Below are 14,045 nucleotides of genomic sequence, written 5' to 3'. Positions count from 1 at the left end.
TCCTTTCTCTTGGAGCAACTAGTTACTTGCTGAACCCGGCTGTGAGTCCACTGACCAGCTGCCGGCGTCCGAGCACGTAAATCACCAAGATGGGCAGCGTGCTAAGGACCACGGATGCAAGTACGGCCGGGATATTGACGCTGAACTCACCCTGAAAGGTCCACAGTCCCAAAGGAAGGACACGCAATTCCGGGCTCTGGGTGAGTACCAGCGGGAGCAGGAATCCATTCCATACGTGAAGTCCGTTGTAAATAGCCACGGTAACTATCGCCGGCCGCGTCAACGGAAGTGCCAACCGCCACATGGTCTGCCACTCGCTGCAGCCATCCAGCCGCATTGACTCGAACAACTCATTGGGAACATCCCGAATGAAGTTGGACAGGATGAGAACAGTCAATGGGATCGCGAAAGCAATGGACGGAAGCATGATGGCCAGGAGGCTGTCATACAGATTCAGCCGGATGATCATCAGGTAGATGGGAATGATCGTCGCTTGGAGCGGAATGGCCAGGCCCATAAGGAACATACCGTTGACAAGTTTCAGGTAACGGCCGCGGCCGCGGACAATCGCGAAGGCAGCCATGAACGAAATGAGGACGGCAGGGATAACGGAGCCCAGCGTGACAATGACGCTGTTCATGAAGTAGGTGGAGAAGTTGGCTTCAAGAACCAGCTGGTAGTTCTCCAGCGTCGGTGTTGTCGGGGGAGCCAAAGGGTTCTGCCCGAAGTACCCTTCGGAGGTCTTCAAGCTGGTGATGACGATGTAATAGACCGGAATGATGATGATGGCCAGCCATATCCAGCCGCCGAGCCCTCCGGGGATGTTCAGCCGCTTGATCCGTGTTCCCAGGGATTGTTTGGCCTTGACTGAATAGGCAGGGTAACCGGCCGGGACGGTGGCCGGATCGCTTTTGAGGACAGTACTCACGTTACATACCTTCCAATTGGCTGCCCTGCTTGTCCTTGCCTCCAAGGCGTTGGAGGAACAAGGCGAGCGCAAGGCCTATGACGACGAGGATGACCGCGATGACGCTTGCCGGCCCCATGAGGTTGGCCCGGAATCCGCGCAGGTACATGTCGAGCGCCAGGATGCGGGTGGAGTTACCAGGGCCGCCGCCTGTGAGGACGAAGATGAGGTCAAAGTAGGTCAACGATCCAACAACCATCAGCGTGGATGAAGTGATGATGGTGTATTTCAGCTGAGGAAGAGTGATGTGGAAGAACTGCTTAATGGTTCCTGCGCCATCGATTTGGGCGGCCTCGTAGAGCGACTTGGGGATCTGCCGCACTCCACCTTGGTAGATGAGCGTGTGGAACGGAACGAACTGCCAGGCGATAACAAAGATGACCAATCCAACAGCCAGTTGCGGTACTCCCAGCCAGTCCTGGGCAAGGAACGGGAGCCCCAGTCCCATGGCCAATCCGAAGTTCGGATCCAACAGGGCCTTGTAGGCGATGGCCACTGCTGCTGAAGAGAGAAGCAGGGGCAGGAAGTACAACACCGCCAAGGCCGCCCTGTAGCGTTGCGTTCCCGCGGTGAAGACGCCCAGTAAGAGACTGATGGGCGTCTGGACAAGCCAGGAAACGATCATGATCATGAAGGTCAGGCCCAGGGAGTTATAGAGTTCGGGGTCGGAAAGCACCGACGTCCAGTTCTCCATGCCGGCCGCACCAATGGCGCCGATGCCGTCCCAATTGGCGAAACTCAGGATCAGTACCCCCACCAGGGGTACAACGGCGAAGACGAGGAAGAAGATCACCGCCGGAAGCGTAAGCCAGGCAAGTGCGGATTTTTGCTGCCCGGTTCCATCGGCATTCCGGGAACCGGTGGTAGCCCTATGAGTCGTTGTAGCGCTCATTTGCCCAGGGTGGCATTCATGTTCTCAGCGAATTGCTGCGGTGTGATCGACTTGAGGAAAAGCTGATCGATGTTGTTCAGCAGGGCCTCGGCAGCAGTCGGGCTCAGTGCCTGGTCCCAGGATTGCTGGAAGTTTGGGGCATTCTTTCCGAGGTCGTAGACGAAGTTCAGGAAGTCCTTATCCGGGGACGACGCCAGTTTGTCTTCGATACCGTTGACGATCGGGACAGAACCGGACTCGATGTAGGCGTCGATGACCGTGTCCGTCATGATGCCGTCCTTGAAGAACTTCTTCGCTGTCTCCTTTTCCGTGTCTGTGGCCTTGGCCGAGATCGACATGTACTGGGCGGGGTTGCCAACGCCATTCTTCGGATCGCCCTTGCCCCCTGGAATCGTGGGGAAGGCGGCGAAGCCCAGCTTTCCGTTTTGGACGAAGTTCTGTCCATCCTTCTTCATGGCCCCGAAAGTCCACGTGCCATGGAGCATCATGGCGGCCTTGCCTGTAAACAACAGCGCCTGGTCCGCCTTCGAATCCGCGGTGATGGAGGAGAAGCCCTTGATAAAGCCATCCGCCGACACGAGTTCCTGGATCTTGGTGCCTGTTTCGATCACGGCCGGATCCATCCAGGCATTGGGTTTGCCGTCGAAAATGGCCTTGAACACTTCCGGCCCACCGATGCGGTCCAAGAGGTACTGCAGCCACATCATGGAGGTCCAGCGCGACTGACCTCCCAAGGAGAATGGTGCTACGCCCATGTCGTTGAACGTCTTCACCAACGACATGACGTCATCCCAGGTTTTCGGGGGCTGGACGCCGGCCTTGTCAAAGAGGTTCTTGTTGTAGAACAAGACGATCGGGGCGATGTACTGATTGGGCAGCGCGTAAATCTTGCCGTTGACCGTGGCTGCGCCGAAGGACGACGGGAAGAACTTGTTCTTGAGGTCCGGGTTGGCGTCAAACCAGCTCGTCAGGTCCTCCACCTGGTTAGCTTCGGCATAGCTCTTCAAAGTGCCGCCACCCCAGCCGTAAATGATGGTAGGTGCCTGTCCGGCGCCAATAGCCGTCTTGATCTTCGTCTTGAACGCGTCGTTCTGGAAGTACGTCACGGCGATCTTGTTGTCGGCATTCGCCGCACCGAAAGCATCGACGGCTTTCTGTATGGTGGTTTGGTTCGGCTCACCGGACAGGAACCACATACTGGCCCCGCCCCCGCTCGCGCTGCCCGGCCCGGAAGTTCCACAGGCAGTTGTTGCCATAGCTGCGAACGGCGTGATGGCTGCGAGAGCTAGAAAGGAACGCCGGGATGATTGGAACTGCTTCATTGCTTCTCCATGTGTAGTCGCCTCATTGAGCACGTCGCAGTGCTCATGTCCTAAATGGTGGCCATTCGCGAAAAATGTCGAAATATTTCGGAGAGTCTTTCGGAAGTGCCCACCAAATTTAGCTGTGAGGAGCGTCACCGTCAAGCCTTTGGGCGGCGTATGCTGCAGAACTTAGGAGGCGGCATTGACCGCGCCCATCGGAATGCTGCACACTGAACGGGTCCGAAATATTTCGAAAGCAGGTGCATTGTGGATCGACTCAGCCGCCCGTCCAAGCTCACCTTGGCCGCGGTTGCCGCAGAGGTTGGCGTCTCGGCGCCCACCGTGTCCAAGGTGGTCAACGGTCGCGAAGACGTTGCTGAAGCCACCCGCGCCCGGGTCTTGGCGGCACTCCAGCGGACCGGCTACAAATCGCCGCTGCAACGCAAGAGCATCCCGGAGCACCGTGCCGTGGAAGTGGTATTCGATTCCTTGAATTCGGCCTACGGAGTGGAAGTCCTCAACGGAGTGATGGAACACGCGGCCGTGTCCGAAATGGAAGTCATCCTCTCCATCACCGGGCGCCAGGCGGCTTCACCGCTGGGACCCGAGGAACGGGCGCAGCGGATGATCGACGAGGGCCGCGCCGGCATGATCGTCGTGACGTCAGCTTTCGGATCCGCGCAACTGGAGGCATTCAAGCGCCGCCAAATTCCCATCGTGGTGGTGGACCCGCTGAACCCGCCGCCTGCAGACGTCTTCAGCGTTGGCGCCAGCAATTGGGCGGGCGGCAAGGCCGCGGCCTCGCACTTGTTGGAGCTGGGGCATCGGAAGATCGCCTACATGGGCGGTCCGTCCACGGCCGAGTGCAGCCAAGCCCGACTTCACGGGTACATGGCCGCCTTAATGGCGGGGGGAGTCACCGTGGAGGACGAGTACATTTCCTCAGGTCCTTTCAAACCCGAGAACGGCGTGCGTGCCATGAAGGCCCTGCTGGCGCTGGATGATCCGCCCACGGCGATCTTTGCCGGCAGCGACAGCATCGCCCTCGGTGTCCTCGCTGAAGCGCGGCGCCAGGATGTTCGGATTCCCGAGGAAATGAGCCTGGTGGGGTTCGACGGCACCCACCAAGCTGAGGAATCCGTGCCGCCCCTCACGTCCGTGTCGCAGCCCCTGCAAGAGATGGGTCGTTCCGCACTGAGCTTCATCCTCCGGCAGAAAAATGGCGAGGAAATCGACTCACGACGAGTGGAACTGGCAACGCACCTCGTCGTCCGCGAGTCCACCGCACCTCCGCGGGCGTCCACACCGCTAGGGGAGTCGCCGCCGTCGAGGGCTGAGTGACACCGGCGGGATGGCGTCATACAGCAGGACCCGCACCCACCGCTCGCCTGTTTCGCGGAACTCCGCGCGGCTTGCGAAACGGTACAGGTAGCTGCGCGCGCGGACCCAACGCGGGCGTTCGCCGTCGAACGGGTCCTGGCGAAGCAGCCGCAGCGTTGGCTGGTCGGCCTCCAGCAGTCTGTTCAGGAAGGTGTAGAACCAGTCCTCATGGACGGTCCGCAGTGGCAGGAACCACATCAACCAATCCAGTCGGAGGTGGTACGGCGCCCATTGCCGTGGGAGACGCCGAACGTCGCCGGGCTTGCCCTTGAACCCGTACTCCAGCCACCTATCATCCGGCGCGTCGGCTTCCTCCTCCAGAGTCCCTTCCACCACGATTTCGATGCGCTGCTTGGTCACCGTCCCGAACGCACCGTAGGCGTTGACCAGACGCCAACGGTTGAAACTGGCGTTCATGAGCTGCTGGCTCGAGAACAGGTTGAGGAGCGGGCGATAGCTGAGCATCAGTAACAGAACGGTGATAAGCACGACGACGGCGAGCCACCACAGCGGCGTTTCGGCACCTGCGTGCCACTCAAGTGGGATGAACGGGAAGACGGCGTGCGCCACGGGGTCGCTTACAGCTGCGAAAGACAAGATGATCGCCACCCAGTTCAGCCACGCGAAGTTCCCGGTACCCACCAGCCACAGCTGGGTAACAATGATGATTCCCGCAGCGATGCTGGCCAACGGCTGCGGCGCGAACAGGAAGAACGGAACCACCAGCTGGGCGAAGTGATTGCCCACCACCTCCACCCTGTGCAGCGGCCGGGGCAAGAGGTGGGCTTGCCTGCTGAGCGGGCCGGGCATCGGCTGCGTCTCGTGGTGGTAGAACATCGCCGTCAGGTCGCGCCACTCACGGCCGCCCCGGATCTTGATCATGCCCGCACCGAACTCAAGCCGGAACACCAGCCACGCGATCAAGAGCAAGATGGTGGTGGGCGGGGGAGCCTGGTTCGAGCCAAGGAACGCCACCGTAAACCCCGCTTCGAGGAGCAGGATCTCCCAGCCAAAACCGTAGAACGTTTGGCCGACGTTGACGATGGACATGTAGAGCAGCCAGAGGGCGAGGAACGCCAGCATGGGAAGCCATGGCGGTCCCAGTTGGGGTAAGCCAGCCACGATGGTGGCGGCGATACCGATCCCGGCCCAGCACACGGCTCCGAGGAGCGCATCAGAATATCGCCACCTGAAGAGTGTGGGCCTGGCCAATCGTCGGGCCACGTCGAGGAAGGCCGGCACGGGCAACAGACCGCGCTCTCCGAGCAGTGCGGGGAATTGGTTCATGGTGGAGAGGAAGGCAACCAGATACAGCGCCGCAATGCCGCGCTGCAGGACCTGCCGGGCGAATTCGTAGTCCCGCGCATCAAACCAGGACAGCCACTCCACGGTTCCACGGTACGCCTGTGCTGCCTGCTCCCGTATGGTGTTCGCCGCCTTCGGCACTGGCTGGGATACTTAAGCAATGCAGCCGCGCAAGATCGTCATCCTCGGGTCCACCGGTTCCATCGGCACACAGGCGATTGACGTCGTCGATGCCGCCCCGCACCGTTTCGCGGTGGTGGCCCTGAGTGCCGGCGGCGGAAACCTTGAACTCCTGGCGAAGCAGGCCGTCCATACCCGTGCCCAGGCGGTTGGAATTGCCTCCGGTGACCCGGGAACCCTGCAGCAGTTGATTGCCGGCGCGGCCGCCCAAGCCGGCGTGCCCAACTTCGCCCCGCAGATCTTCGTCGGCCCGGAAGCCTCCACGCAGATCGCGGCCATTGAGTGCGACGTCGTCCTGAACGGCATCACCGGGTCCATCGGCCTGGCACCTACGCTGGCCGCGCTCCGTACGGGAGCCACACTGGCCCTGGCTAACAAAGAATCACTGATTGTGGGCGGTGCCCTGGTCAAAGCCGCCGCAGGCCCCGGACAGATAGTTCCGGTTGACTCCGAACACTCTGCCATCGCCCAGTGCCTAAGGTCCGGTACGGAGCAGGAAGTGGAGAAGCTCATCCTGACCGCTTCAGGCGGTCCTTTCCGCGGCCGCACACGCGAGCAGCTTTACGATGTGAAGCCGCAGGAAGCGCTGGCCCACCCCACCTGGGACATGGGGCTCATGGTCACCACCAACTCGGCAACCCTGGTCAACAAGGGCCTTGAAGTGATCGAGGCACACCTGCTGTTCGATGTTCCCCTGGACAGGATCGAGGTAGTGGTCCACCCGCAATCCGTGGTCCATTCCATGGTCCAGTTCGTGGACGGTTCCATCATTGCCCAAGCGTCGCCCCCGGACATGAGGCTGCCCATAGCGCTTGGCTTGGGGTGGCCGGACCGCGTCCCGCATGCCGCGCAAGCCTGCGACTGGACCCAAGCCACCAGTTGGACCTTCGAACCATTGGACACCGTGGCGTTTCCCGCAGTGGACCTAGCAAAGGACGCAGCCAAGCAGGGCAGTACGTTCCCGGCCGTCTTCAACGCCGCCAATGAGGAAGCCGTGGAAGCCTTCCACGCTGGCCGCATTCGCTTCACGGACATCGTGGATACCGTTGAGTCCGTCCTCAGCGAACATTCAGGCTCTTCTGAGCTAACAGTGGAGTCCGTGCTGGATGCTGAGAAGTGGGCACGCGGCCGAACCCACGATCGTTTAGCCACCAGCAGCGCCCTGTAGCTCACACACCCTTACGGAAGCAGTCCCACCGGCATGAGTCCCGTCCTTCTCTTCATCCTCGGAGTCGTCTTCGTCGCGATCGGCGTAGCCGTCTCCATCGCCCTGCACGAGGTCGGCCACCTGGTTCCCGCGAAGCTCTTCAAAGTTCGCGTGACCAAATACATGATTGGCTTTGGACCCACCATCTGGTCCAAGAAAAAGGGCGAAACGGAATACGGCTTCAAAGCCCTCCCGTTGGGTGGCTATGTGTCCATGATCGGCATGTATCCGCCCAACAAGGAAGACGGAGCAGTTCGCCCCTCAAGCACGGGCATGTTCCAGACCTTGGCTACGGAAGCCCGTTCCATGGCCCACGAAGAAGTTGGTCCCGGAGATGAAAACCGGGTCTTCTACAAGCTTCCTGTGTGGAAAAAGATCATCATCATGCTCGGTGGTCCCGCCATGAACATGGTGATCGGGCTGATCCTGCTGGCGGTCCTGCTGATGGGCTTCGGAACAGCGCAGGCAACCACCACCATCGCCGACGTCTCCAAATGCCAGGTGGCCGCGGGTGAAACCGTCGACCCGGACTCCGCTGATTGCAAGCTCACTCCAGCCGCCGCCGCAGGACTTCAACCGAACGACACCATCACCTCCTTTGACGGCAAGGCCGTCACCAGTTGGGACGAGCTGACCAGTTGGATCCGGGCCTCCGCCGGCAAGGACGTACCCATCATCGTGGAGCGGAACGGTTCGCGGGTGGAGGCAACTGTCACGCCCGTGCTCTCTTCCCGGCCCGTCGTAGGGTCCGATGGCCGGCAGGCCCAGGACGCCAATGGAGTTTTGCAGTACCAGGAAGTCGGCTTCCTCGGCATCGGTGCCCAAAGCGCTTTGGTTCCCCAACCGGCGTCGGCCGTCCTTCCCATGGCAGGAGAGAACATCAAGCAGATTTCCGGTGTGATCTTCAACCTGCCCGCCCGAGTGGTCGGCGTGGCGAAGGCAGCCTTCAGTGAGGAGCCCCGCGACCCCAACGGCCCTATCAGCGTGGTGGGAGTCGGCCGGGTTGCCGGCGAAGTCGCGGCCATGGAGGAGGTTCCGCTGCAGGCGCGCATCGCAACGTTGGTTGGATTGCTCGCTGGGCTCAATTTCGCCCTCGCCATCTTCAACCTCATCCCACTCTTACCGCTCGACGGCGGACACGTGGCCGGTGCGCTGTACGAAGGGGCACGACGCCAGCTGGCAAAGCTGCGTGGGAAGCCAGACCCTGGCGCGTTCGACATCGCGAAACTTCTTCCGGCAACGTACGTGGTCGCAGCCCTCCTCATGGCCATGGGTGCACTCCTGATTTACGCAGATATCGTCAAGCCCGTGAACATTTTTGGTTGACCCATGAACATTTTCGGCGGAGCGGGCGGGATAGGCTAGCTCCATGACTGTTTTCGCTGTTGAGTACGTGTACGTCGCCGATTCCGGCGCCCTCCGCGACGAAGCCCGCCCCGCACACCGCGCTTGGCTCGCCGAACTGGCTGAGGAAGGCAAGTTGCTTGCCAGCGGCCCCTACGGTGATGGAGCGGGCGCCCTGTTGATCTTCAAGTCCGCTGACGAAGCTGAACTCAACGATCTCCTCAAGCAGGATCCGTTTGCTGAAGCTGGAGTCATCGCCGGAATCCGCACCACGGAATGGGCCCCCATCATCGGCGTCCTGGCTGCCCACGCATCCTAATCCGGGCGTCCTCCACCACATCGATCCACCCCAACCCAAGGAGTCCACGTGACCTCGGTCAGCCTGGGAATGCCAGCAGCCCCACCCCCCGTCCTTGCCCCGCGCCGTAAGACGCGGCAAATCAAGGTTGGGTCCGTTGGCGTTGGTTCCGACTCACCCATCAGCGTTCAGTCCATGACCACCACCCCCACCACGGACATCAACGCCACCCTTCAGCAGATCGCCGAGCTGACGGCTTCCGGCTGTGACATCGTGCGCGTTGCCTGCCCGTCCGCGGACGATGCCGAGGCCTTGCCCATCATCGCCCGCAAGTCCCAGATCCCCGTGATCGCCGACATCCACTTCCAGCCGAAGTACGTCTTCGCTGCCATTGAGGCCGGATGCGCCGCGGTCCGCGTCAACCCGGGCAACATCCGTAAGTTTGACGACCAGGTCAAGGAGATCGCTGCTGCGGCCCGGGACCACGGCACGTCCATCCGCATCGGCGTCAATGCAGGTTCCCTGGAGCCTGGCATCATGAAAAAGTACGGCAAGGCCACGCCTGAGGCACTGGTTGAATCAGCAGTGTGGGAAGCCTCCCTCTTCGAAGAGCACGGTTTCCACGACTTCAAGATCTCGGTCAAGCACAACGACCCCGTGATCATGGTGGCCGCCTACGAGATGCTCGCCGAGAAAGGCGACTGGCCCCTGCACCTCGGCGTGACCGAGGCCGGCCCCGCCTTCCAAGGCACCATCAAGTCGGCTACGGCCTTCGGTGCGCTCCTGTCCCGCGGCATCGGCGACACCATCCGCGTTTCCCTCTCGGCTCCGCCCGTGGAGGAAATCAAGGTGGGCAACCAGATCCTGCAGTCGCTCAACCTGCGCCCGCGCAAGCTCGAAATTGTTTCCTGCCCGTCCTGCGGCCGCGCGCAGGTGGACGTCTACACGCTCGCTGAGCAGGTAACCGCAGGCCTCGAGGGCATGGAGATTCCGCTCCGCGTTGCCGTCATGGGCTGCGTCGTCAACGGACCCGGAGAAGCCCGCGAAGCGGACCTCGGTGTGGCCTCCGGAAACGGCAAGGGCCAAATCTTCGTGAAGGGCGAAGTCATCAAGACTGTGCCTGAAAGCGAAATTGTTGAGACACTGATCGAAGAGGCCATGCGCATCGCCGAAGAGATGGGGGAGGCCGATGGCGAAGATGCTGTCAAGGGTAGCCCCGTGGTTAGCGTCTCGTAACGAGAACGGCTTGGGAGTCAGGGTGCTCGGCAATGCCGACACCCTGGCTCTCCGCGCGCTTGCAAGCGAAGACCTGGTTGCCAACGTCTTCATCCTTGCGCACCTGGACAGCACTGGGACGGCTGCGCCCACCAGCGGCGGTGCGAGCGTGTTCGGCGTGTTCGACGACGGGACGCTCCTGGGTGCCTGCTGGGCCGGAGCCAACCTGGTCCCTGTGCAGCTCGATCCCGGACTGGCAGGCTACATAGCCACTGCGGCCCATCAAACAGGACGCCGGTACGCCTCCATTTTTGGGCCGGCCGACACGGTCCTGGCCCTCTACTCCAGGTTTGAGCAGTTGGGCCACCTTGCCCACGAGGTCCGTTCCCGCCAGCCCCTCCTCACCATCTCCGATGGACCGGTGATTGGCGCCAACCCCGACCTGACCTTTGGCACCATGAAGGACTTCGATCGGATCCTCCCCGCCTGCGCTGCCATGTTCGAGGAAGAGGTTGGCTACTCGCCTTTCCTTGGGGGCCAGGAGTTCTACAGCAGGCGCGTCGCGGGCCTCATCCGCCAGGGCCACTCCATGGTCCACGTCGATGCCTCCGGCACGGTGGTCTTTAAAGCGGAGTTGGGCGCAGTCACCCAGGACGTTACGCAGGTCCAGGGTGTGTGGATGAATCCGGCATTGCGTGGACGAGGCCAAAGCGCCGGCTACATGGCCGCCGTCGTCAATCTTTCAAGGACCTTCGCGCCGGTAACCAGCCTGTACGTCAACGACTACAACGCAAAAGCCCGAGCCACCTACGAACGGGTGGGCTTTGAACAAGTGGGCACCTTCGCGACGGTCTTGTTTTAGGTCGCTGGCCGCGACTTGTAGTCTTGTCTCGGTTGGCGCACGCCACCACACCACTCAACCTTCCCTGGGGAACAAATGAATAAGAATGCGCTGCGCGGAATTGGAGCCGCTGCACTGCTGGTTATGGGGCTCACGGCTTGTGTCGGGCCGGCTGCGTCAACTGAGGCCGCCTCGGCTCCTGCAAGCGAAACGGCGACGGCGACACCCACGCCGACCCCCACCGCGGCTAAGCAGTACACCGCAGAGGAGCTCACGGCTATTGCGTTGCAGTTGCGCGACGTCAACGGGCTGAAATTGTCCGTTATGTCCATTGCCGATGCGAGTGGAGTGGAACAGCAGAGCCGGGCGATGTTTGAAGGCGCTGTCATCGAACCGGCTGAGTGCAAGGAACTGATGCTGGCAAGCTTGCTCCCCACGGACAATGTGAAAGGTGTTGTAGGGACAAGCCTCGATACCTCCACTGGCTCATCCACCGGCGTCACATTGTCTTCCGGGGTCGACGAGGAACTTATCAAGGCAGACTTCGCCACGCAGGATCAAATCAGCGATTGCTCCGGGATGACAATGACGATGGGGGAAACGACAGTGACCCTTAAGGCTCGAAAGGTCGAGGCGACCGTGTCCACTCCGCTCTCCATGGCGATGCGGACCGACTCTGTCCTCGCCGACGGGCGAAAGCAATCCATGATCATGGTCCGGGGTGCAAAAGATGGCATCGTGATCACCGGTTTGGCTTACGGAGGCAAGACCGAGGAAGAGGCGATTGCCCGGGCGGTGGATCTCGTCAACCAAGCTGCGGCACTGATCAAGTAGCAGCCCAACTGACTCGCCGTTGTGGTTGTTCCCAGCGCTGGGAACAACCACAACTGCCAGCTACTTGAGGGAGTCCAGGTCTCCGGTGATGTAGCGCTGGATTGTCGGTGCCACCAGGCGGACCACGTCGTCCTGGCTGGCGGAGGCCAACGGGTCGAGCCGGATCACGTATCTGGCAAGGATGAGGCCAACCGTCTGTGAGGCTACGAGGTTGCCACGCAGCAGCACCTGCTCGTCGGGGCCGGACACGCCCGCCATGACCCGGGACAGTATGGCCCTGGAAACTACTTCCCGCATCATTCCACTCTTCGCTTTTGACCCGATCGTTCCGCGGGCGAAGGCCACTAAACCGTGCTGCGCCGGGCCCTCCCACAAGGTGAGGACAGCCCGGACGATCGCTTCAGCCCTCACTGACGGGTCCATCATTTCGACGCCGGCCAGTACTTCGGCGGGGTCCGCCGGCAATTCGACACTGGAGGCAAAAAGCTCGTCCTTGCCCTTGAAAAAGTGATGCACCATGGCAGGATCAACGGCGGCTTCCCGAGCCACTTGCCGCAGGCTTGTCCCCTCGAACCCCTTTTCGGCGAACAGTTTCCGTGCCGCGGCGAGGATGGCCTCCCGGGAGTGGTCTCCCGCGCTGCGGCGTCCGCGCCGTATCTGCGGAAGGCTCATCGGGTCTGCCGGCGAAGTGTCAGCGCTGCCAAGACCAGCACCCCTACTACGATGCCGCCCATCATCAGGCTGTCCTGCCACATTGTTGCCGTGGCTTCGGCATTCCCGGCGATCTCCTTCAGCGCATCCACGGAGAACGACAATGGCAGGACGCTTGATACGGCTTGGAGGACCTCATTCATGTCGTCCCGGGCAACGAACAGGCCGCACAGCAGGATCTGCGGGACCACCACCACGGGCATGAACTGCACCGCTTGGAACTCGGTGCGGGCGAACGCCGAACACAACAACCCCAGGGCGACACCCAGGACGGCGTTGATGACTGCGATCATCACCACGAAACCTGGACTTCCTTTGATGTCGAGATCGAAAATCCAGTACGCCACAGCCGTTGCCACCAAGGACTGCAGGGCAGCCATGATGGAGAATGCCAGCGCGTAGCCGAACAGTAGGTCGGCCTTGTGGATGGGTGTAGTCAGGAGGCGTTCCAGGGTCCCGGACGTCCGCTCGCGCAGCATGGTGATGGACGTGACCAGGAACATCACGACGAAGGGGAAGATGGCCAGCATCATCAGGCCGACGCGGTCGAACGTTCGCGGGAATCCCGGCGGCAGTGTTTCATTCTCGAAAAGGAAGTAGACGGCTGTCAGCAGCAGCGCCGGGACAACCAGGATGAGTGCGACGCTGCGGTGATCGTGCCGCAGCTGGCCCAGGACCCGTGCGGTGGTTGCGAGTGTCATCCGGAGGTTCATGATGCCACCTGGCTTTCTTCCTGGCCGTGGTCGGCGGCTTTGATGATGGTGAGGAAGGCCCGCTCCAGGTCGTCGCTGCCGCCACGTTCGGCCAACTCGGCAGGGGAGAGCTGCGCCAGGAGCAAGCCTTCCCTGAGAAGCAACAGCGACGAGCAGTGGGAAGCCTCCTCCATGACGTGGCTGGAGATCAGCAGCGTTGTTCCAGCTCGCGCCATGGCGGCGAAGCGCTCCCACAGTTCGGCACGCAGCACGGGATCGAGCCCCACAGTGGGCTCGTCCAAGACCAGCACTGTGGGATGCGCTACCAGGGCGCAAGCCAGCGACACGCGGCTGAATTGCCCACCGGACAAGTCGGCGGCTTTCTGCTGCGCAAACGCTTGAAGCCCGACGGCGGCAATCGCCTCGGCCGCGTCTGCCGGCGTCGCGCCGTGCATGGCTCCGAAGTACCGGACGTTTGCTTCGACGCTGAGGTCACCGTAGACGCTGGCGCCTTGGGTGACGTATCCGACGTCGTGCCTGAGCGGTGCGCTGCCTGCAGGGCGGCCCAGTACGCTCAGGGTGCCCTGGGTAATCCGCTGGACCCCGACGATGGCCCGCATGAGGGTGGTCTTGCCGCTGCCGGAAGGCCCCAGCAGGCCTGTGATCCTGCCGGCTTCAACCGTGAAGTCGAGGCCGCGGAGGATGCTGGTTCGACCTCGGGTGACATGGAGCCCCGCTGCCTCGACAGCCGTTGGATGAGGGGACATGAACGCCTCCGGTTCGCCACTAATTCACCAGGTGATGAATTAAAAGTAGGTCCGTTGCAAGCCAGGGGTCAAGGGCCGGGCGACACGCGGTCAGGCTCAGCGAATCCT

Annotated in this window: 14 protein-coding genes; 7 read left to right on the top strand and 7 right to left on the bottom strand. The window is 61.7% G+C overall.

Annotated elements, in window-relative coordinates; translation table 11 throughout:
- Positions 1–22: 22 nt before the first annotated feature.
- From FQP90_RS16915 to FQP90_RS16905, 3 genes are read right to left on the bottom strand one after another with little or no spacing between them, the layout of a single operon-like run.
- Complete coding sequence (locus tag FQP90_RS16915; protein WP_439898659.1) at positions 23–928, bottom strand: carbohydrate ABC transporter permease; 906 nt, start codon at positions 926–928, stop codon at positions 23–25.
- A gap of 1 nt (position 929) precedes the next feature.
- On the bottom strand, positions 930–1,859 hold the full coding sequence (locus tag FQP90_RS16910; RefSeq protein WP_144652231.1) for a carbohydrate ABC transporter permease: 930 nt from the start codon (positions 1,857–1,859) through the stop codon (positions 930–932).
- A complete protein-coding gene (locus tag FQP90_RS16905; RefSeq protein ID WP_144652230.1) occupies positions 1,856–3,181 on the bottom strand; it encodes an extracellular solute-binding protein in 1,326 nt (441 codons plus the stop codon). Before FQP90_RS16905 ends, FQP90_RS16910 begins: the two co-directional genes overlap by 4 nt.
- 249 nt (positions 3,182–3,430) lie before the next feature.
- Here FQP90_RS16905 and FQP90_RS16900 point away from each other — a divergent pair, with 249 nt between their 5' ends.
- Positions 3,431–4,504, top strand: coding sequence for a LacI family DNA-binding transcriptional regulator (locus FQP90_RS16900; RefSeq protein WP_144652229.1), 1,074 nt, complete (start codon positions 3,431–3,433; stop codon positions 4,502–4,504).
- Here the strand turns inward: FQP90_RS16900 and FQP90_RS16895 are convergent.
- A complete protein-coding gene (locus FQP90_RS16895) occupies positions 4,472–5,932 on the bottom strand; it encodes a lipase maturation factor family protein (RefSeq protein WP_144652253.1) in 1,461 nt (486 codons plus the stop codon). The two genes, FQP90_RS16900 and FQP90_RS16895, sit on opposite strands and share 33 nt — an antisense overlap.
- Positions 5,933–6,008: 76 nt before the next feature.
- On the opposite strand from FQP90_RS16895, the gene dxr reads away from it, so the two are divergent.
- The 6 genes from dxr (at position 6,009) to FQP90_RS16865 (ending at position 11,767) form a co-directional block, all read left to right on the top strand.
- Positions 6,009–7,196, top strand: coding sequence for a 1-deoxy-D-xylulose-5-phosphate reductoisomerase (dxr, locus tag FQP90_RS16890; protein ID WP_144652228.1), 1,188 nt, complete (start codon positions 6,009–6,011; stop codon positions 7,194–7,196).
- A 33-nt stretch (positions 7,197–7,229) separates the two neighbouring features.
- Complete coding sequence (locus FQP90_RS16885) at positions 7,230–8,561, top strand: M50 family metallopeptidase (RefSeq protein WP_144652227.1); 1,332 nt, start codon at positions 7,230–7,232, stop codon at positions 8,559–8,561.
- Between the two features lie 43 nt (positions 8,562–8,604).
- Positions 8,605–8,898 carry a YciI family protein gene (locus FQP90_RS16880; protein ID WP_144652226.1) on the top strand — a complete coding sequence of 98 codons (294 nt, stop codon included), beginning with the start codon at positions 8,605–8,607 and terminating at the stop codon, positions 8,896–8,898.
- A gap of 48 nt (positions 8,899–8,946) precedes the next feature.
- A complete protein-coding gene (gene ispG / locus FQP90_RS16875; RefSeq protein ID WP_011774258.1) occupies positions 8,947–10,113 on the top strand; it encodes a flavodoxin-dependent (E)-4-hydroxy-3-methylbut-2-enyl-diphosphate synthase in 1,167 nt (388 codons plus the stop codon).
- Entirely contained in the window at positions 10,076–10,954 is an 879-nt protein-coding gene (locus FQP90_RS16870; RefSeq protein ID WP_144652252.1) for a GNAT family N-acetyltransferase, read from the top strand. The genes ispG and FQP90_RS16870 overlap by 38 nt, the downstream gene beginning before the upstream one ends.
- A 75-nt stretch (positions 10,955–11,029) precedes the next feature.
- Positions 11,030–11,767 (top strand): hypothetical protein, encoded by a 738-nt coding sequence (locus tag FQP90_RS16865; RefSeq protein ID WP_144652225.1) that lies wholly within the window; start codon positions 11,030–11,032, stop codon positions 11,765–11,767.
- A 60-nt stretch (positions 11,768–11,827) separates the two neighbouring features.
- Here FQP90_RS16865 and FQP90_RS16860 read toward each other — a convergent pair whose 3' ends face one another.
- From FQP90_RS16860 to FQP90_RS16850, 3 genes are read right to left on the bottom strand one after another with little or no spacing between them, the layout of a single operon-like run.
- On the bottom strand, positions 11,828–12,439 hold the full coding sequence (locus FQP90_RS16860; protein ID WP_144652224.1) for a TetR/AcrR family transcriptional regulator: 612 nt from the start codon (positions 12,437–12,439) through the stop codon (positions 11,828–11,830).
- Positions 12,436–13,179 carry an ABC transporter permease gene (locus tag FQP90_RS16855; RefSeq protein WP_144652223.1) on the bottom strand — a complete coding sequence of 248 codons (744 nt, stop codon included), beginning with the start codon at positions 13,177–13,179 and terminating at the stop codon, positions 12,436–12,438. Before FQP90_RS16855 ends, FQP90_RS16860 begins: the two co-directional genes overlap by 4 nt.
- Before the next feature lie 8 nt (positions 13,180–13,187).
- Positions 13,188–13,937, bottom strand: coding sequence for an ABC transporter ATP-binding protein (locus FQP90_RS16850; protein ID WP_144652222.1), 750 nt, complete (start codon positions 13,935–13,937; stop codon positions 13,188–13,190).
- Positions 13,938–14,045 lie beyond the last annotated feature (108 nt).

This window comes from Paenarthrobacter nitroguajacolicus, from assembly GCF_007786235.1.
In the GTDB taxonomy this organism is placed as follows: Bacteria; Actinomycetota; Actinomycetes; order Actinomycetales; family Micrococcaceae; genus Arthrobacter; species Arthrobacter nitroguajacolicus_A.
Note: the sequence above shows the minus strand (reverse complement) of the source record. Positions and strands in the feature narration are given on the sequence as shown.